At 63.4% G+C, this 17,032-nt stretch carries 15 protein-coding genes; all 15 read left to right on the top strand.

The window, feature by feature from the left end; all coding sequences use genetic code 11:
* Window positions 1-285 precede the first annotated feature (285 nt).
* The 15 genes from paaF (at window position 286) to paaZ (ending at window position 16,983) form a co-directional block, all read left to right on the top strand.
* Window positions 286-1,059, top strand: coding sequence for a 2,3-dehydroadipyl-CoA hydratase PaaF (paaF, locus tag C9422_RS17495; protein ID WP_116581531.1), 774 nt, complete (start codon window positions 286-288; stop codon window positions 1,057-1,059).
* Window positions 1,060-1,099: 40 nt separating this feature from the next.
* Window positions 1,100-1,891 carry a 2-(1,2-epoxy-1,2-dihydrophenyl)acetyl-CoA isomerase PaaG gene (gene paaG / locus C9422_RS17490; protein WP_007972022.1) on the top strand — a complete coding sequence of 264 codons (792 nt, stop codon included), beginning with the start codon at window positions 1,100-1,102 and terminating at the stop codon, window positions 1,889-1,891.
* Between the two features lie 3 nt (window positions 1,892-1,894).
* Window positions 1,895-3,412 carry a 3-hydroxyacyl-CoA dehydrogenase PaaH gene (gene paaH, locus C9422_RS17485; protein WP_116581530.1) on the top strand — a complete coding sequence of 506 codons (1,518 nt, stop codon included), beginning with the start codon at window positions 1,895-1,897 and terminating at the stop codon, window positions 3,410-3,412.
* Window positions 3,405-3,854 carry a hydroxyphenylacetyl-CoA thioesterase PaaI gene (gene paaI / locus C9422_RS17480; protein ID WP_102702677.1) on the top strand — a complete coding sequence of 150 codons (450 nt, stop codon included), beginning with the start codon at window positions 3,405-3,407 and terminating at the stop codon, window positions 3,852-3,854. The genes paaH and paaI overlap by 8 nt, the downstream gene beginning before the upstream one ends.
* A complete protein-coding gene (gene pcaF, locus C9422_RS17475) occupies window positions 3,847-5,058 on the top strand; it encodes a 3-oxoadipyl-CoA thiolase (protein ID WP_116581529.1) in 1,212 nt (403 codons plus the stop codon). Before paaI ends, pcaF begins: the two co-directional genes overlap by 8 nt.
* 99 nt (window positions 5,059-5,157) lie before the next feature.
* Window positions 5,158-6,483, top strand: coding sequence for a phenylacetate--CoA ligase PaaK (paaK, locus tag C9422_RS17470; RefSeq protein WP_116581528.1), 1,326 nt, complete (start codon window positions 5,158-5,160; stop codon window positions 6,481-6,483).
* 1,157 nt (window positions 6,484-7,640) lie between these two features.
* Complete coding sequence (gene paaA / locus C9422_RS17460) at window positions 7,641-8,630, top strand: 1,2-phenylacetyl-CoA epoxidase subunit PaaA (protein ID WP_007978015.1); 990 nt, start codon at window positions 7,641-7,643, stop codon at window positions 8,628-8,630.
* Window positions 8,631-8,830: 200 nt separating this feature from the next.
* Window positions 8,831-9,112, top strand: coding sequence for a 1,2-phenylacetyl-CoA epoxidase subunit PaaB (gene paaB / locus C9422_RS17455; protein ID WP_007943393.1), 282 nt, complete (start codon window positions 8,831-8,833; stop codon window positions 9,110-9,112).
* 8 nt (window positions 9,113-9,120) lie between these two features.
* Window positions 9,121-9,882: a 1,2-phenylacetyl-CoA epoxidase subunit PaaC gene (gene paaC / locus C9422_RS17450; RefSeq protein WP_116581527.1), complete on the top strand. Its 762-nt coding sequence runs from the start codon at window positions 9,121-9,123 to the stop codon at window positions 9,880-9,882.
* Window positions 9,869-10,402 carry a 1,2-phenylacetyl-CoA epoxidase subunit PaaD gene (paaD, locus tag C9422_RS17445; RefSeq protein WP_116581526.1) on the top strand — a complete coding sequence of 178 codons (534 nt, stop codon included), beginning with the start codon at window positions 9,869-9,871 and terminating at the stop codon, window positions 10,400-10,402. Before paaC ends, paaD begins: the two co-directional genes overlap by 14 nt.
* A 34-nt stretch (window positions 10,403-10,436) precedes the next feature.
* Window positions 10,437-11,513: a 1,2-phenylacetyl-CoA epoxidase subunit PaaE gene (paaE, locus tag C9422_RS17440; protein WP_116581525.1), complete on the top strand. Its 1,077-nt coding sequence runs from the start codon at window positions 10,437-10,439 to the stop codon at window positions 11,511-11,513.
* 126 nt (window positions 11,514-11,639) lie between these two features.
* Window positions 11,640-11,948, top strand: a complete 309-nt coding sequence (locus tag C9422_RS17435) for a DUF485 domain-containing protein (protein ID WP_007978006.1) — start codon at window positions 11,640-11,642, stop codon at window positions 11,946-11,948.
* Window positions 11,945-13,591 (top strand): cation acetate symporter, encoded by a 1,647-nt coding sequence (locus tag C9422_RS17430; RefSeq protein WP_116581524.1) that lies wholly within the window; start codon window positions 11,945-11,947, stop codon window positions 13,589-13,591. Before C9422_RS17435 ends, C9422_RS17430 begins: the two co-directional genes overlap by 4 nt.
* A gap of 22 nt (window positions 13,592-13,613) precedes the next feature.
* Complete coding sequence (locus tag C9422_RS17425; RefSeq protein ID WP_007978003.1) at window positions 13,614-14,867, top strand: OprD family porin; 1,254 nt, start codon at window positions 13,614-13,616, stop codon at window positions 14,865-14,867.
* A gap of 58 nt (window positions 14,868-14,925) precedes the next feature.
* Entirely contained in the window at window positions 14,926-16,983 is a 2,058-nt protein-coding gene (gene paaZ / locus C9422_RS17420; protein WP_116581523.1) for a phenylacetic acid degradation bifunctional protein PaaZ, read from the top strand.
* Window positions 16,984-17,032: the final 49 nt, after the last annotated feature.

Genomic DNA, 17,032 nt, shown 5'->3' with positions numbered 1-17,032 from the left:
CACAAAGACTAAAAACCGTATCACTTGAAACACCCCTTTCCGACGAAAACCAATGCGCCCTTCAAAACGCTATAAAACCCAATGAATTCAAGGAAAAACCCGTTACAAGCGCCCTTCTACCAGGAAGACGAAAAATCGAAAGCCACACAATTAAGACACATTAAATCTATTTTCATATTGCATTTACGTATCACGTTGTAGCTATACTTGGGCAAAACCGGCCCCTGCGGCCGATCCAATAACGAGCCGGCACCACGCCGAGCGTGCACCGCGAGAGCATCCGCCATGCCTCTGACCCTTGCCGTCGAATTGATCGAGCCTGGCGTCCGCCTGATTACCCTGCAGCGCCCGCAAGCCCTGAATGCCTTGACCACCGAGTTGCTGGGCGAACTGGCCGCTGAACTGAACGCCGCGCAAACCGACCCCGACACCCGCGCCGTGGTCCTCACCGGCAGCCGCAAGGCCTTCGCCGCCGGTGCCGACATCAAGGAAATGGCCGAACGCAACCTGGTCGGCATCCTTGACGACCCGCGCCAGGCCTCGTGGCAAACCATCACCCGCTTCAGCAAACCGCTGATCGCCGCGGTCAACGGCTTCGCCCTCGGCGGTGGCTGCGAACTGGCGATGCACGCCGACATCATCATTGCCGGGGAAGACGCGCGCTTCGGCCAGCCGGAAATCAACCTCGGGATCATGCCCGGTGCCGGTGGCACCCAGCGTCTGCTGCGCGCCGTCGGCAAATCCATGGCCATGCAGATGGTTCTCACCGGCGAGCCGATCGACGCCCGCCAGGCCCAGCGCGCCGGCCTGGTCAGCGAAGTGACTCAACCAGAGTTCACCGTCGACCGCGCCCTGCACATCGCCCGCGGCATTGCCGCCAAGGCGCCACTGGCGGTACGCCTGGCCAAGGAAGCGCTGCTCAAGGCCATGGACACCGACCTGGCCAGCGGCCTGCGCTTCGAGCGCCACGCCTTCACCGTGCTGGCCGGCACCCGCGACCGCGACGAAGGCATTGCGGCCTTCCAGGACAAACGCGCGCCGACCTTCACCGGCCAGTAATCCAACGAATTCGAACGACTGCCAAGAGAACGCCCAGACCATGAACTTCGAACACATCCTGTTTTCCATCGACGCCGGCGTCGCCCTGCTCAGCCTCAACCGGCCAGACCAGCTCAACAGCTTCAACACCCAGATGCACGGCGAAGTGAAAGAAGCACTCAAGCAAGTGCGGCAGAACCCGGACGTGCGCGTTCTACTGCTGACCGGTGAAGGTCGCGGCTTCTGCGCCGGGCAGGACCTGAGCGACCGCAATGTCGCGCCGGGCAGCGCCGTGCCGGATCTTGGCGAGTCCATCGAGAAGTTCTACAACCCGCTGATCCGCCAGTTGCGCGACCTGCCGCTGCCGGTGATCTGTGCGGTCAACGGCGTCGCCGCCGGTGCCGGCGCCAACATTCCGCTGGCCTGCGACCTGGTGCTGGCGGCGCGTTCGGCCAGTTTCATCCAGGCGTTCTGCAAGATCGGCCTGATTCCCGATTCCGGTGGCACCTGGACCTTGCCGCGCCTGGTCGGCATGGCCCGAGCCAAGGCTTTGGCCTTGCTTGGCAATCGCCTGAGCGCCGAACAGGCCGAACAATGGGGCTTGATCTACCAGTGCGTGGACGACGCCGACCTGCGCGACGAAGCGCTGAAACTGGCGCGCCACCTCGCCACTCAACCCACCTACGGCCTGGCGCTGATCAAACGCAGCCTCAACGCCAGCCTGAGCAACAGCTTCGACGAACAGTTGGAACTGGAGCGCGACCTGCAACGCCTGGCCGGGCGCAGCGAGGATTATCGCGAAGGCGTCGGCGCCTTCATGGAAAAACGCACCCCAAGCTTCAAGGGGCGCTGAGTCATGACCGCATTGAACACCTCTGCACGCATCGCCGTGATCGGCGCCGGGGCCATGGGCGCCGGCATCGCCCAGGTCGCGGCGCAAGCCGGCCATCCGGTGTTGCTGCTGGACAACCGTCCCGGCGCGGCGGCGCAGGCCATCGAAGGCATCGATCGACAACTGGGTAAACGGGTCGAGAGCGGCAAGCTGTCCGCCGAATCGCGCAGCGCAACCGTTGACCGCCTGCAAGCGGTGGAAGCCATCGAAGCCCTGGCCGATTGCGAGCTGATCATCGAAGCCATCGTCGAGAACCTCGAGGTCAAGCGTGCACTGTTCCGCCAGCTCGAAGGCATCTGCGGCGAGCACTGCATTCTCGCCAGCAACACCTCGTCGCTGTCGATCACCAGCATCGCCGCGCAGCTTGAGCATCCAGAACGCTTGCTCGGCCTGCACTTCTTCAACCCGGCGCCGGTCATGGCACTCGTGGAAATCGTTTCCGGCCTGGCCAGCGATCCCGTCCTGGCTGAGTGCCTGTACGACACCGCCAAGGCCTGGGGCAAAAAACCGGTGCACACCCGCTCCACGCCGGGCTTCATCGTCAACCGCGTGGCCCGGCCGTTCTATGCCGAAAGCCTGCGGATGCTGCAGGAAGGCGCGGCCGACTGCCCGACCCTGGATGCGCTGATGCGCGAAGCCGGCGGCTTTGCCATGGGCGCGTTCGAGCTGACCGACCTGATCGGCCACGACGTCAACTATACCGTGACCTGTTCGGTGTTCGACGCTTATTACCAGGACACGCGCTTCCTGCCGTCGCTGATCCAGAAAGAACTGGTGGACGGCGGACGCCTGGGACGCAAGAGCGGCCAGGGTTTCTACCGCTACGCCCAAGGCGCGGAACGTCCGCAAGCGGCTGAAATCAGCAGCGATGCGAAAGTCGAGGTCTGTGCCGTGGAGGGCGACCTCGGTATTGCTCAAGGTTTGCTCGCACGCTTGCATGAACAAGGCGTCGAGATCGTCCAGCGCGATGGTCTGGGCTTGCTGCGAGTCGGTGATGCCGTGCTGGCCTTGAGCGATGGGCGCATGGCCTGTCAGCGGGCTCGCGAAGACGGGCTGCGCAACCTGATCCTGCTGGATCTGGCGTTCGATTACGCCAATGCCAAACGCATCGCCATCAGCCATGCGGCCGGCATCGATCCGCAGGCCCTCGAACAAGGCGTGGCCCTGCTGCAACGGGCCGGCCTCAAGGTCAGCCTGCTCAGCGACAGCCCGGCCCTCGCCGTCCTGCGCACCGTGGCGATGCTCGCCAACGAAGCCGCCGATGCCCTGCTGCAGGGTGTGGCGTCCGCCGCCGACATCGATCTGGCGATGCGCGCCGGGGTCAATTATCCGCAGGGGCCGCTGGCCTGGGCCGATGCCATTGGCCTGTCGCACATTCTGAACGTGCTGGAAAACCTGCAAACCAGTTATGGCGAAGAACGCTACCGGCCGTCGCTGCTGCTGCGCCGTCGCGTCGCCGAAGGGAGAACATTCCATGACTAACCATGAAGCCATGACCCTGGCCAGTGAGTGCGCGCAGTCGCTGTTCCAGCGCGACGCCGCCAGCCAGGCCATGGGCATGCGCCTGCTCTCGGCCGGCCCCGGTTGCGCGCGAGTGGGCATGACGGTGCGGGCCGACATGGTCCAGGGCCACGGCACCTGCCACGGCGGCTACCTGTTCGCCCTCGCCGATTCGGCGTTCGCCTTTGCCTGCAACAGCTACAACGAAGCCACCGTGGCCATCGGTTGCAGCATCGACTACATCGCCCCGGCCCGCCTGGGTGACACGCTCAATGCCGACTGCATCGAGCAGAGCCGTTCCGGACGCACCGGCAACTACGACGTGCGTATCGAAAACCAGCAGGGCCAGTTGATCGCCCTGTTCCATGGCAAATCCTACAAAGTGCGCGGCCCGGTGCTGACGCAGGAGAACCCGAATGAATGACGCCCTGATCATCGACGCCGTCCGCACCCCTATAGGCCGCTACGCCGGGGTCCTGAGCAGCGTGCGCGCCGACGACCTCGGCGCGGTGCCGCTGCGCGAACTGCTGCGCCGCCACCCGCAAGTCGACTGGAGCACCGTCGACGACGTGATCTACGGCTGCGCCAACCAGGCCGGCGAAGACAACCGCAACGTCGCGCGCATGTCGGCCCTGCTGGCCGGATTGCCGGTCAGCGTGCCCGGCACCACCCTCAATCGCCTGTGTGGCTCCGGGCTGGACGCGGTGGGCACGGCTGCACGGGCGATTCGCAGCGGCGAAACCGGGTTGATGCTGGTCGGCGGTGTCGAGTCGATGTCCCGCGCGCCGCTGGTGATGGGCAAGGCCGAACAGGCGTTTTCCCGTGCGGCCGAGATCTTCGACACCACCATCGGCTGGCGCTTCGTCAATCCGCTGATGAAAAAGGCCTACGGCATCGACTCCATGCCGGAGACTGCGGAGAACGTCGCCGAACAGTTCAACATCTCCCGGGCCGATCAGGACGCCTTCGCCCTGCGCAGCCAGCAGCGTGCAGCGGCCGCCCAGGCCAACGGGCGCCTGGCGAAAGAAATCGTCGCCGTGGAAATCCCGCAGCGCAAAGGCCCGGCCAAAGTGGTCGAGCACGACGAACATCCACGCGGCGACACCACGCTCGAACAGCTTGCCAAACTCGGCACGCCGTTCCGTGAAGGAGGCAGCATCACCGCCGGCAACGCCTCCGGGGTCAACGACGGTGCCTGCGCGCTGCTACTGGCGAGCCCGGAAGTCGCCAAGCGCCACGGCCTGACCGCCCGTGGCCGGGTCGTGGCCATGGCCACCGCCGGCGTCGAACCACGGATCATGGGCATCGGCCCGGTGCCGGCCACGCACAAGGTGCTGGAAGTGGCCAACCTGAGCCTGGCCGACATGGACGTGATCGAGCTCAACGAAGCGTTTGCCGCACAGGGTCTGGCGGTGCTGCGCGAGCTTGGCCTGAGCGACACCGATCCGCGGGTCAACCCCAACGGCGGCGCCATCGCCCTTGGCCACCCGTTGGGCATGAGCGGCGCGCGACTGGTGACCACCGCCCTGCATGAGCTTGAGGAACGTAACGGCCGCTACGCCCTGTGCACCATGTGCATTGGCGTCGGCCAGGGGATCGCGCTGATCATCGAGCGTCTATCCCACTAAAGAATCGCGATTCCCGAGGAGCCGAGAGGTATCCTTGGGGCATGCACTCAAAGCCCTTGTGCAAAAGGGCTGGAACACAAAAACAATTCGAGTGAACACATGAACATGCCAATTGCCCAAGCCGTGCTGAACCCTGTGCTGGACCCGCTGGAAACCGCCAGCATCGACGAGCTGCGCCAGCATCAGCTGGAACGCCTGCGCTGGAGCCTGAACCACGCCTACAACAACGTGCCGCTGTACCGTCAGCGCTTCGATGCGCTGGGCGTGCACCCGGACGACATCAAGTCCCTCGACGACCTGGCGAAATTCCCTTTCACCACCAAGTCCGACCTGCGCGACAACTACCCCTACGGCATGTTTGCCGTGCAGATGAACGACATCGTACGCCTGCACGCGTCCAGCGGCACCACCGGCAAACCGACCGTGGTCGGCTACACCCAGAACGACATCGACACCTGGGCCAACGTGGTGGCCCGCTCGATCCGCGCCGCCGGTGGCCGCCGTGGCGACAAGGTGCACATCTCCTATGGCTACGGCCTGTTCACCGGTGGCCTCGGCGCGCACTACGGCGCCGAACGCCTCGGCTGCACGGTAATCCCGATGTCCGGTGGCCAGACCGAAAAACAAGTGCAACTGATCAAGGATTTCCAGCCGGACATCATCATGGTCACGCCGTCGTACATGCTCAACATCGCCGACGAAATCGAGCGCCAGGGCATCGACCCGCACAAACTCGCCCTGCGCCTGGGCATCTTCGGCGCCGAGCCGTGGACCGCCGAACTGCGCAGCGCCATCGAGGCGCGCCTGGGCATCACCGCCCTGGACATCTACGGCCTGTCGGAAATCATGGGGCCAGGTGTCGCCATGGAATGCGCCGAAACCAAGGACGGCCCGACCATCTGGGAAGACCACTTCTACCCGGAAATCATCGACCCGGTCACTGGCGAAGTACTGCCGGACGGGCAGATGGGCGAACTGGTGTTCACCTCCCTGAGCAAAGAAGCTTTGCCGATGATCCGCTACCGCACCCGCGACCTGACGCGCCTGCTGCCGGGTACCGCGCGACCGATGCGCCGCATCGACAAGATCACCGGACGCAGCGACGACATGCTGATCATCCGCGGGGTCAACGTGTTTCCGACACAGATCGAGGAACAGGTACTCAAAGTCAAACAACTCGCCGAGTGCTATGAGATCCATCTGTATCGCAATGGCAACCTGGACAGCGTTGATGTGCATGTCGAGTTGAAGGCCGAGCACCAGCACCTGACCGATGAACAGCAGAAGGCTGTTTGCGGGGAACTGAGCAAACACATCAAGACGTATATCGGGATCAGTTCGCGGGTTGTTTTGCAGCCTTTCCACTCGATCAAGCGATCCGAGGGCAAGGCTTGCCACGTGTTGGATAAACGCCCTAAAGCATGACTGCTGCACCCTTTATGGCCCCGCTAATTGCGGGGCTTTTTTTTGGCCGGGCTTTACCGACTCTGGAGTCGAGCCCTATTCCTGTGGGAGCGAGCCTGCTCGCGAAGGCGGCTTGACTGCCAGCCTGTCTTTTTTTGATTGCGTACATATCCGTTTCTTCGGTAACGGCCTCCTATGGTTCCGCTCTTACAGCGGGTCACTTTGAAAAGCGCAAAGTAACCAAACGCTCTTGCCCCTGACATTCGGTGCCTCGCCGTGGCTCGGCATGCCCTCGCTCCGGTCCTGCTCCGTGGGCCCGCCGCCATCGGCCATCCATGGCCGGGGGCGGCTAACCCGGCATCCATGCCGGGTTGCCCACTGCGCAGAACCTCCACTCGGCCTCACGAGGGGGCGTACACCGCAACAGCGTCCGAGGCGGCCTACCGGCCGGCCTGTTCGCGGGTTTCGTTCGTCTGTGAGGTACCTAGTCGACTGGCAGACCGCCATCGCGAGCAGGCTCGCTCCCACAGTTGATCCGGGTATGCCTGCGAGAGATTGGTCGGCTGGCAGGCCGCCTTCGCGGGCAAGCCCGCTCCCACAATTTGAACGGTGGGCATCAGCAAGATCTTGGTCGGCTGTCAGGCCGCCATCGCGAGCAAGCTCGCTCCCACAGAAAAGCAAAGACAGAGCAGCCCACACCACGCCGCTCTTCACCACTCAACAGGCCGAGCGTTAGCTCGCCTGCAGCTCTTGATCTTGATCCACCCGCCCCCTCGGCAGGCTGAGCGCAGGTGTTCATCCGGGGACTGGCGCACAGCGCCGTTCGACGCAGTCGAACTCATTGCATGTAGGTCGAAGCGAAGCCGACCGGAGGGCAATGCCCCCGGATGAATACCGGAGCGAAGGTACCCCGAGCCTCAGCGAGGGGCCGTACGTTCGGGGCGAGCGTTTTTTTGCTTACTTTTTTTAGGCGCTTGTAAAAAAAGTGAGTCGCCGTAAGGGCGAAACCGCCAGCCGCCGCAAACGAAGAAACGGATATGCACCCCCACCCAAAGCCCCCCAACCCCCAAAGCGATACAAAAAACAAATACGACACGTCATTTTGTGTTTGATATTAAATTCTGTATCGCTTATAAAGTCCCCATGCCCCAGAACAGATTCAAGGCGGGAACTCAAAAATGTACGCACAGCTCGTAGAAACAGGCGTAAAGCGCATCAAGGACCTCTCGGAAATGTCCGAACAGGAACGCGCCTTCCAGGAAAAAATCGATTCAGAAATCAAGATCGAAGCCAAGAACTGGATGCCAGATGCCTACCGCCAGACCCTGATCCGGCAGATTTCCCAGCACGCCCACTCCGAAATCGTCGGCATGCTGCCCGAAGGCAACTGGGTTACCCGCGCGCCGTCGCTCAAACGCAAACTGCAACTGATGGCCAAGATCCAGGACGAAGCCGGCCACGGCCTGTACCTGTACAGCGCCATGGAAACCCTCGGCGCCGACCGTGATGAAGAGATCGCCAAACTGCACAGCGGCAAGGCCAAGTACTCGAGCATCTTCAATTACCCGACGCTGAACTGGGCCGACATGGGCGCGGTGGGCTGGCTGGTGGATGGCGCGGCGATCGTCAACCAGGTGGTGCTGCAGCGCACCTCCTACGGCCCGTATTCCCGGGCGATGATCCGCATCTGCAAGGAAGAGAGCTTCCACCAGCGCCAGGGCTACGAAATCCTCCTGACCATGATGCGCCACGGTAACCAGGCGCAAAAAGACATGGTCCAGGACGCGATCAACCGCCTGTGGTGGCCGTCGCTGATGATGTTTGGCCCAAGCGACGAACACTCGCCGAACAGCGCCCAGTCCATGGCCTGGAAAATCAAGCGCCAGAGCAACGACGAACTGCGCCAGCGCTTCATCGACCAGACCATCCCGCAGCTGGAGCTGCTGGGCTGCACCTGCCCCGACCCGGACTTGAAGTGGAACGCCGAGCGCGGCCACTACGACTTCGGCGAAATCCAGTGGAACGAATTCTACGAAGTGCTCAAGGGCAACGGCCCGTGCAACCAGGAACGCGTCGCCGCCCGCCGCAAGGCGATCGAAGACGGTGCCTGGGTGCGCGAAGCCGCCGTCGCCCATGCCCGCAAAAAACAAAACAAGAACGCCGCGTAAGTCAAATCGCCCCCTGTAGGAGCTGCCGAAGGCTGCGATCTTCTGATCTTGATCTTCAGCGACTCCAGAGCCGCTAAAAGATCGCAGCCTGCGGCAGCTCCTACAGAAGCCGGCGATCCCATGCAGGAGCTGCCGCAGGCTGCGATCTTTTGATCTTCCGCCCCGCCAGCAAAAAACCGAACAGATGTGGAGTAACTGAAATGTCCGAGTGGACCCTCTTCGAAGTCTTCGTGCGCAGCAAGCACGGCCTGAACCACAAGCACGTCGGCAGCGTGCATGCCGCCGACACCACCATGGCCATCGAAAACGCGCGCGAGCTCTACACCCGTCGCAGCGAAGGCGTGAGCCTGTGGGTGGTGCCTTCGGCATTGATCACCGCCTCGTCGCCGGATGAAAAAGACCCGCTGTTCGATCCGTCGGACGACAAGGTCTACCGCCACGCCAGCTTCTACGAGCTGCCGGCCGAAGTCGGGCACATGTGAGGTCGACCATGGACAACAAGACTGATCTGATCGAATACCTGCTGCGCCTCGGCGACAGCGCCCTGATCCAGGGCCAGCGCCTGTGCCAGTGGTGCGGCAAGGCTCCGGCACTGGAAGAAGAGCTGGCGCTGATGAACGTCGGCCTCGACCTGGTGGGCCAGGCGCGCAACTGGCTGGAGTACGCCGCCGAACTGCTGGACGACGGCCGCGACGCCGATCACCTGGCGTTCCGCCGCGACGAGCGCGCTTACCGCAACCTGCTGCTGGTGGAACAACCCAACGGCGACTTCGCGGTGACCATGCTCAAGCAGTTCCTCTACGACGCCTGGCATTTGCCGGTGCTGCAGGGCCTGAGCCAGTCCAGCGACGAACGCATCGCCGGGATCGCCGCCAAGGCGGTGAAGGAAGTGACCTATCACCTGCGCCGCTCCGGCGAGTGGATCGAGCGTATGGGTGACGGCACCGAGGAAAGCCACAAGCGCATGCTCGCGGCCATCCCTGAAGTCTGGCGCTTCACCGTGGAACTGATCGCCGCCGACGACAGCGAGCAGCGCCTGTGCGACGCCGGCATCACCCCGGACATCGCCAGTGTGGCCGCCCAGTGGCAAGCCAAGGTCGAGCAGATCTTCGCCAGCGCCACCCTGCCCGTGCCCGCCGCACCGAGCTATTTCTACCTGAATGCACGCAAGGGCCTGCACAGCGAACACCTGGGCATCCTGCTGGCCGAAATGCAGTGCCTGCCACGAGCGTACCCCGATGCAACCTGGTGAGCTGATCGCCAGCGACCTCGGTGCCCGGCCGGCGGGGCCGACCGACCTGGCCGCCGCATGGGCGATCCTTTCAGAGGTCATGGACCCGGAAGTGCCGGTGGTCAGCGTGGTTGACCTGGGCATCGTCCGCGACCTGGACTGGCAGGCCGGCCACCTTCACGTGGTGGTCACGCCGACCTACTCCGGCTGCCCGGCCACCGAAGTGATCGAGAGCGACATCCGCGAAGCCCTTGAACTCGCCGGGTTCAAGGCGCCGCAGTTGGAACGCAAGTTGACCCCGGCCTGGACCACCGACTGGATCAGCGACAGCGGCCGTGAACGCCTGCGCGCCTACGGCATTGCGCCGCCGGAGGGCAGCACCAGCAAGCGCAGCCTGCTCGGTGAAAGCCCGCAGGTTGTGTGCCCGCAATGCGGCAGCGCCCACACCGAGGTCCTCAGCGAGTTCGGCTCCACCGCCTGCAAGGCGCTGTACCGCTGCGTCGATTGCCGGGAACCGTTCGACTATTTCAAGTGCATCTGAGCGGCGAATCGGCCGTCCCAGCTGGAGAACAACAATGAGCAAATTTCACAGCCTGACCATCAAGGACGTGCGCGCCGAGACCCGTGACGCGGTGTCCATCGCCTTCGAGATTCCGCAGCACCTGCAAGACAGCTTTCATTTCACCCAGGGCCAGCACCTGGTGATGCGCACCCAACTGGACGGCGAAGAAGTACGCCGCTCCTATTCGATCTGCACCGGGGTCAACGACGGTGAATTGCGTATTGCGGTCAAGCGTGTGGCCGGTGGACGCTTTTCGGCGTTTGCCAACGAACAGCTCAAGGCCGGGCACACGCTGGAAGTGATGCCACCGGCCGGGCATTTCTGCGTCGAACTCGACCCGGCTCGCCACGGCAACTACCTGGCCGTGGCCGCAGGCAGCGGGATCACGCCGATCCTGTCGATCATCAAGACCACCCTGGAAACCGAACCCCACAGCCGCGTCACCCTGCTGTACGGCAACCGCTCCAGCTCCGGCGCGCTGTTTCGCGAGCAGCTGGAAGACCTGAAGAACCGCTACCTGCAGCGCCTGAACCTGATCTTCGTGTTCAGCCGCGAGCAGCAGGACGTCGACCTGTACAACGGCCGGATCAACGCCGACAAGTGCGAGCAGCTGTTCACCCGCTGGCTCGACGTCAAGGCGCTCGATGCGGCGTTTATCTGCGGCCCGCAGGAAATGACCGAGACCGTGCGCGACAGCCTCAAGGCCAAGGGCATGCCACCTGAGCGCATCCATTTCGAACTGTTCGCCGCCGCTGGCAGCGAGCAAAAACGTGCGGCCCGCGAAGCCGCCCGCCAGGTCGATGCGGCGGTCAGCCAGATCACCGTGATCAGCGATGGCCGCGCCCTGGCCTTCGACTTGCCGCGCAACAGCCAGAGCATCCTCGACGCCGGTAACGAGCAAGGTGCGGAACTGCCCTACTCGTGCAAGGCCGGCGTGTGCTCGACCTGCAAGTGCAAGGTCATCGAAGGCGAAGTGGAAATGGACAGCAACCACGCCCTGGAAGACTACGAAGTGGCCGCCGGCTACGTGCTGTCGTGCCAGGCGTTCCCGATCAGCGACAAGGTGGTGCTGGATTTCGATCAGCTCTGAAAGATCGCAGCCTTCGGCAGCTCCTACACAGGCATCCGGGCAAGCACATCCCCTGTAGGAGCTGCCGCAGGCTGCGATCTTTTCAACGGTTTCACCCAAAACAAAAACAACAAAGGAGCGCGCGTCATGACACCCCAGGAAATAGAACTCATCCGCCAGCACCCGGATTTCATCCAGCTGGTTCGTCGCAAACAGAAGCTGTACTGGTCACTGAGCCTGGCCATGCTGGTGATCTATTACGGCTTCGTGCTGCTGGTGGCTTTCTCCCCTTCTACCCTCGGCCAATCCCTGAGCGGCGGCGTGACCACCGTGGGCATGCTGGTGGGTGTCGTGATCGTCGGGCTGGCCTTCGCGCTGACCGGTTTCTATGTCTATCGCGCCAACAACGTGATCGATCCTTTGAATGAAAAACTCAAGCAGGAGTGCGCCCGATGAGTCGCCTTCTCGCCTTGTTCCTGCTGCCGCTGACGGTGGTCACTGATATCGCGGTGGCCGCCGACGGCGTCTCCCGGCCGCTGAACTGGAACGCCATCGGCATGTTCCTGGTGTTCGTCCTGTTCACCCTCGGTGTGACACGCTGGGCGGCACTTCGCACCCGCTCCGCCGCCGACTTCTACACCGCCGGTGGCGGCATGACCGGTTTCCAGAACGGCCTGGCGATTGCCGGCGACATGATCTCGGCCGCCTCGTTCCTCGGCATTTCCGCGATGATGTTCCTCAATGGCTACGACGGACTGCTCTACGCATTGGGCGTGCTGGCCGGCTGGCCGATCATCCTGTTCCTGATTGCCGAACGCCTGCGCAACCTGGGCAAATACACCTTTGCCGACGTGGTGTCCTATCGCCTGGAACAGACCCCGGTGCGCCTGACCTCGGCCTTCGGCACCCTGACCGTGGCGCTGATGTACCTGGTGGCGCAGATGGTCGGCGCCGGCAAGCTGATCGAGTTGCTGTTCGGCATCGACTACCTCTATGCGGTGATGCTGGTCGGCGTATTGATGGTGTTCTACGTGACCTTCGGCGGCATGCTCGCCACCACCTGGGTGCAGATCATCAAGGCGGTGATGCTGTTGTTCGGCACCAGCTTCATGGCGTTCATGGTGCTCAAGCACTTCGGCTTCAGCACCGAGGCCATGTTTGCCGGCGCCACCGCCGTGCATGCCAAGGGCAACGCGATCATGGCCCCCGGCGGCTTGTTGTCCAACCCGGTCGATGCGATTTCCTTAGGGCTTGGCATGATGTTCGGCACCGCCGGCCTGCCGCATATCCTGATGCGTTTCTTCACCGTCAGCGATGCCAAGGAAGCGCGTAAAAGCGTGTTCTACGCCACCGGTTTCATCGGCTACTTCTACTTGCTGCTGATCATCGTCGGCTTCGGCGCCATCGTCATGGTCGGCACCGATCCGGCGTTCCGCGACGCCAGTGGCGCGATCATCGGCGGCGGCAACATGATCGCCGTGCACCTGGCCCAGGCGGTAGGCGGCAACCTGTTCCTCGGTTTCATTTCGGCAGTCGCCTTCGCCACCATTCTGGCGGTGGTTGCCGGGCTGGCACTGTCCGGTGCCTCGGCGGTGTCCCATGACCTGTATGCCTGCGTGATGCGCAAGGGCCAGGCCACGGAACAGCAGGAAATGCGCGTGTCGCGAATCGCCACCCTGTGCATCGGTGTGCTGGCGATCATCCTCGGCCTGCTGTTCGAATCGCAGAACATTGCCTTCCTCTCGGGCCTGGTGCTGGCCATCGCCGCATCAGTGAATTTCCCGGTGCTGTTCCTCTCGATGTACTGGAAAGGCCTGACCACCCGCGGCGCTGTCCTCGGCAGCTTGTCCGGCCTGGTCTCGGCGATTGTCCTGCTGGTGCTGAGCCCGGCGGTGTGGGTCAACGTGATGCATCACGACAAGGCGCTGTTCCCGTACTCCAACCCGGCGCTGTTTTCCATGAGCCTGGCGTTCTTCAGTGCATGGCTGTTTTCCGTCACCGACACCTCGCCCCGTGCAGCCCTCGAGCGCGGTCGTTATCTGGCGCAGTTCATCCGTTCGATGACCGGCATTGGTGCCACCGGCGCCAGCAAACACTGAATTTTGGCAGGGAATAAAAATAATGAAGCCCGCACGTAACGCACCTCGTGAATCACTGTTTTCGCTGGCCGCCGCATTAAGCCTGCCCATGTTCGCCCCCAGCGCCATGGCCGACTTCATCGGCGACAGCAAGGCCCGCATCGATATGCGCAACTACTACATCAACCGCGACTTCCGTCAGCACAACGCGCCGCAATCCAGGGCCGAGGAATGGGCCCAGGGTTTCACGGCGCGTGTCGAATCCGGATTCACCGACGGCACCTTCGGTTTCGGTCTCGACGCATTGGGAGAGTTGGGGCTGAAGCTCGACTCCAGCCCGGATCGCCGTGGCACCGGGCTGCTGCCGTTTGGCCCGCAGAGCCATGAGCCCGACGACGAGTACAGCGAACTGGGCCTGACCGGCAAATTGAAAGTATCCAAAAGCGTGTTGAAACTCGGCACCTTGCAGCCCTTGTTGCCCGTGGCGACTTACAACGACACGCGCCTGCTGGGTTCGACCTTTGAAGGTGGCTTGCTGACCAGCCAGGAAATCGACGGCCTGACGGTGAATGCCGGACGCCTGACCAAGGCCAACCTGCGGGACTCCTCCAGCAACGATGACATCGGCTACGGCGCCGCCACCAGCGATCACTTCGACTTCGGCGGTGGCAGCTACGCGTTCAGTCCACAACTGAACCTGAGCTACTACTACGGCAAGCTCGACCAGATCTATCGCCAGCAATTTGCCGGACTGCTGCATACGCAAGCGCTGGGCAACGGCTTCAACCTGCGCAGCGATGTGCGCTACTTCGACAGCCGGGGCGACGGTGCCGAACGCGCCGGGCGTATCGACAACCGCAACTTCAACAGCATGTTCACGGTGTCCCACGGCGCCCACAAGGTCAGTGCCGCCTACCAGCAACTGTCCGGCGACAGCGCCTTTCCGTTCCTCAACGGCGGTGACCCCTACGTGGTCAACCTGGTGACGTTCAACACCTTTACCCGCGCCGAGGAGGATTCCTGGCAGCTGCGTTACGACTATGACTTCGCGGCGCAAGGCATTCCCGGCCTGACCTTCATGACCCGCTACACCGACGGCCGCCACGTCAAGGCGGGCAGCGTCGACAACGGTCGCGAATGGGAGCGCGACACCGATATCAGCTACGTCATCCAGAGCGGTGTGCTCAAGAACGTCAGCCTGCGCTGGCGCAACGTGACCTTCCGTTCCGGCAACGGCTTGACGACCGACCTCGATGAAAACCGCTTGATCGTCGGCTACACCCTGGCGCTTTGGTAATTCCGAAAGGGCGCGGTCGCGGCCGCGCTTCAACCCTTCATCACCTGGAGCAATCGTGATGTCCTCTTCACCTGCAACTCTGCAAAGCTTCATCGCCGGCCGCTGGATCGGCCAACACGGCGCACAAATCCTGCGCAGCGCCATCGACGGCCATGAAATCTTCCGTACCCATGAAGAACGCCCGGACTTCGCCGAAGCCATCGAGCACGGCCGTCGCCAGGGCATCAGCGGCTTGATGGCGCTGGACTTCCAGCAGCGCGCCCAGCGTCTCAAGGCCCTGGCCCTGTACCTGAGCGAGCGCAAGGAACAGCTCTACGCGATCTCCCACCACAGCGGCGCGACCCGTGCCGACAGCTGGATCGACATCGAGGGCGGCAACAGCACGCTGTTCACCTACGCCAGCCTCGGTTCGCGGGAACTGCCGTCGGGCAACGTCGTCCACGAAGGCCCGGCGCTGCAACTGAGCAAAATGGGCACCTTCGCCGGTACCCACATCCTCGTGCCGCGCGGTGGCGTGGCCGTGCACATCAATGCCTTCAACTTCCCGATCTGGGGCATGCTGGAGAAGTTCGCGCCGAGCTTCCTCGCCGGCATGCCGTGCATCGTCAAACCGGCCAGCGCCACCAGCTACCTGACCGAAGCCGTGGTGCGCCTGATGGATGAATCCGGCCTGCTTCCGGCGGGCAGCCTGCAACTGATCATCGGCGGCACCGGCGACCTGCTCGACCGCCTGCAGGGCCAAGACGTGGTGACCTTCACCGGTTCCGCCGACACGGCGGCCAAGCTGCGGGTCAATCCGAACCTGATCCGCAACTCGGTGCCGTTCACCGCCGAAGCCGACTCGCTGAACTGCGCGATCCTCGCCCCGGACGTGACGCCGGACGACGAAGAGTTCGAGCTGTTCATCAAGGAAGTCGCCCGGGAAATGACCACCAAGGCCGGGCAGAAATGCACCGCCATCCGCCGCGCCATCGTGCCGGCCAAACACATCGACGCCGTCGCTACCCGTCTGCGTGATCGCCTGGCCAAAGTGGTGGTCGGCGACCCGTCGGTGGAAGGCGTGCGCATGGGCGCACTGGCTTCCCACGACCAGCAGAAGGACGTGGCCGAGCGCCTGGAAGCCCTGTTGCAGAGCAGCGACATGCTGTTCGGCGCCCGCGACGGTTTCGAACCGCGCGGTGAACATGTCGACAAAGGCGCGTTCTTCGCCCCGACCCTGTTGCAGGCCCGTGACCCGCATGCCGAGGGCGGTGCCCATGACATCGAAGCGTTCGGCCCGGTCAGCACCCTGATGGCCTACGACGATCTTGACGAAGCCCTGGCCCTGGCCGCGCGCGGCAAAGGCAGCCTGGTGGCCAGCCTGGTGACCAAGGATCCGCAGATCGCTGCCAAGGCGATTCCGGTGGCGGCAGCCTTACACGGGCGCCTGCTGGTGCTGGATCGCCACTGCGCCGGTGAATCCACCGGTCACGGCTCACCGCTGCCACAACTCAAGCACGGCGGCCCGGGCCGCGCCGGCGGCGGTGAAGAACTCGGCGGCCTGCGCGCGGTGAAACACTACCTGCAACGCGCGGCGGTGCAAGGTTCGCCAACCATGCTGGCGGCGGTCACCGGCGAATACGTGCGCGGCGCCAAGGTCGTCGAAACCGACGTGCATCCGTTCCGTCGCCATTTCCAGGACCTGCAGATCGGCGAGTCGCTGCTGACTCACCGCCGCACCGTCACCGAAGCCGACCTGGTGAACTTCGGCTGCCTGTCGGGCGACCACTTCTACATGCACTTCGACGACATCGCGGCCAAGGAATCGCAATTCGGCAAGCGCATCGCCCACGGTTACTTCGTACTGTCGGCAGCAGCCGGATTATTCGTATCCCCCGGCGTCGGCCCGGTGCTGGCCAACTATGGCCTGGACACCCTGCGCTTCATCAACCCGGTGGGCATCGGCGACACCATCCAGGCGCGCCTGACCTGCAAACGCAAGATCGACCAGGGCAAGAAGAGCCCGCAAGGGATTCCGCAAGGGGTGGTGGCGTGGGATGTGGAGGTCACCAACCAGTTGGGTGAGCTGGTGGCGAGTTATGACATTTTGACCCTGGTGGTCAAGCGCGAAGAGTAAGGGTCAAGCGCAAAAGATCGCAGCCTTCGGCAGCTCCTACAGGGATCGG

This window comes from Pseudomonas sp. B1(2018) (assembly GCF_003097365.1).
GTDB lineage: Bacteria > Pseudomonadota > Gammaproteobacteria > Pseudomonadales > Pseudomonadaceae > Aquipseudomonas > Aquipseudomonas laurylsulfatiphila.
Note: the sequence above shows the minus strand (reverse complement) of the source record. Positions and strands in the feature narration are given on the sequence as shown.

Bases quoted from the DNA above. Each gene is read 5' to 3' on its own strand.
- paaF (WP_116581531.1), top strand. From the start codon at position 286: ATGCCTCTGACCCTTGCCGTCGAATTGATCGAGCCTGGCGTCCGCCTG.
- paaG (WP_007972022.1), top strand. From the start codon at position 1,100: ATGAACTTCGAACACATCCTGTTTTCCATCGACGCCGGCGTCGCCCTG.
- paaB (WP_007943393.1), top strand. From the start codon at position 8,831: ATGTCCGAGTGGACCCTCTTCGAAGTCTTCGTGCGCAGCAAGCACGGC.
- paaI (WP_102702677.1), top strand. From the start codon at position 3,405: ATGACTAACCATGAAGCCATGACCCTGGCCAGTGAGTGCGCGCAGTCG.
- paaH (WP_116581530.1), top strand. From the start codon at position 1,895: ATGACCGCATTGAACACCTCTGCACGCATCGCCGTGATCGGCGCCGGG.
- paaD (WP_116581526.1), top strand. From the start codon at position 9,869: ATGCAACCTGGTGAGCTGATCGCCAGCGACCTCGGTGCCCGGCCGGCG.
- C9422_RS17435 (WP_007978006.1), top strand. From the start codon at position 11,640: ATGACACCCCAGGAAATAGAACTCATCCGCCAGCACCCGGATTTCATC.
- C9422_RS17425 (WP_007978003.1), top strand. From the start codon at position 13,614: ATGAAGCCCGCACGTAACGCACCTCGTGAATCACTGTTTTCGCTGGCC.
- C9422_RS17430 (WP_116581524.1), top strand. From the start codon at position 11,945: ATGAGTCGCCTTCTCGCCTTGTTCCTGCTGCCGCTGACGGTGGTCACT.
- paaK (WP_116581528.1), top strand. From the start codon at position 5,158: ATGAACATGCCAATTGCCCAAGCCGTGCTGAACCCTGTGCTGGACCCG.
- paaA (WP_007978015.1), top strand. From the start codon at position 7,641: ATGTACGCACAGCTCGTAGAAACAGGCGTAAAGCGCATCAAGGACCTC.
- paaE (WP_116581525.1), top strand. From the start codon at position 10,437: ATGAGCAAATTTCACAGCCTGACCATCAAGGACGTGCGCGCCGAGACC.
- paaC (WP_116581527.1), top strand. From the start codon at position 9,121: ATGGACAACAAGACTGATCTGATCGAATACCTGCTGCGCCTCGGCGAC.
- pcaF (WP_116581529.1), top strand. From the start codon at position 3,847: ATGAATGACGCCCTGATCATCGACGCCGTCCGCACCCCTATAGGCCGC.
- paaZ (WP_116581523.1), top strand. From the start codon at position 14,926: ATGTCCTCTTCACCTGCAACTCTGCAAAGCTTCATCGCCGGCCGCTGG.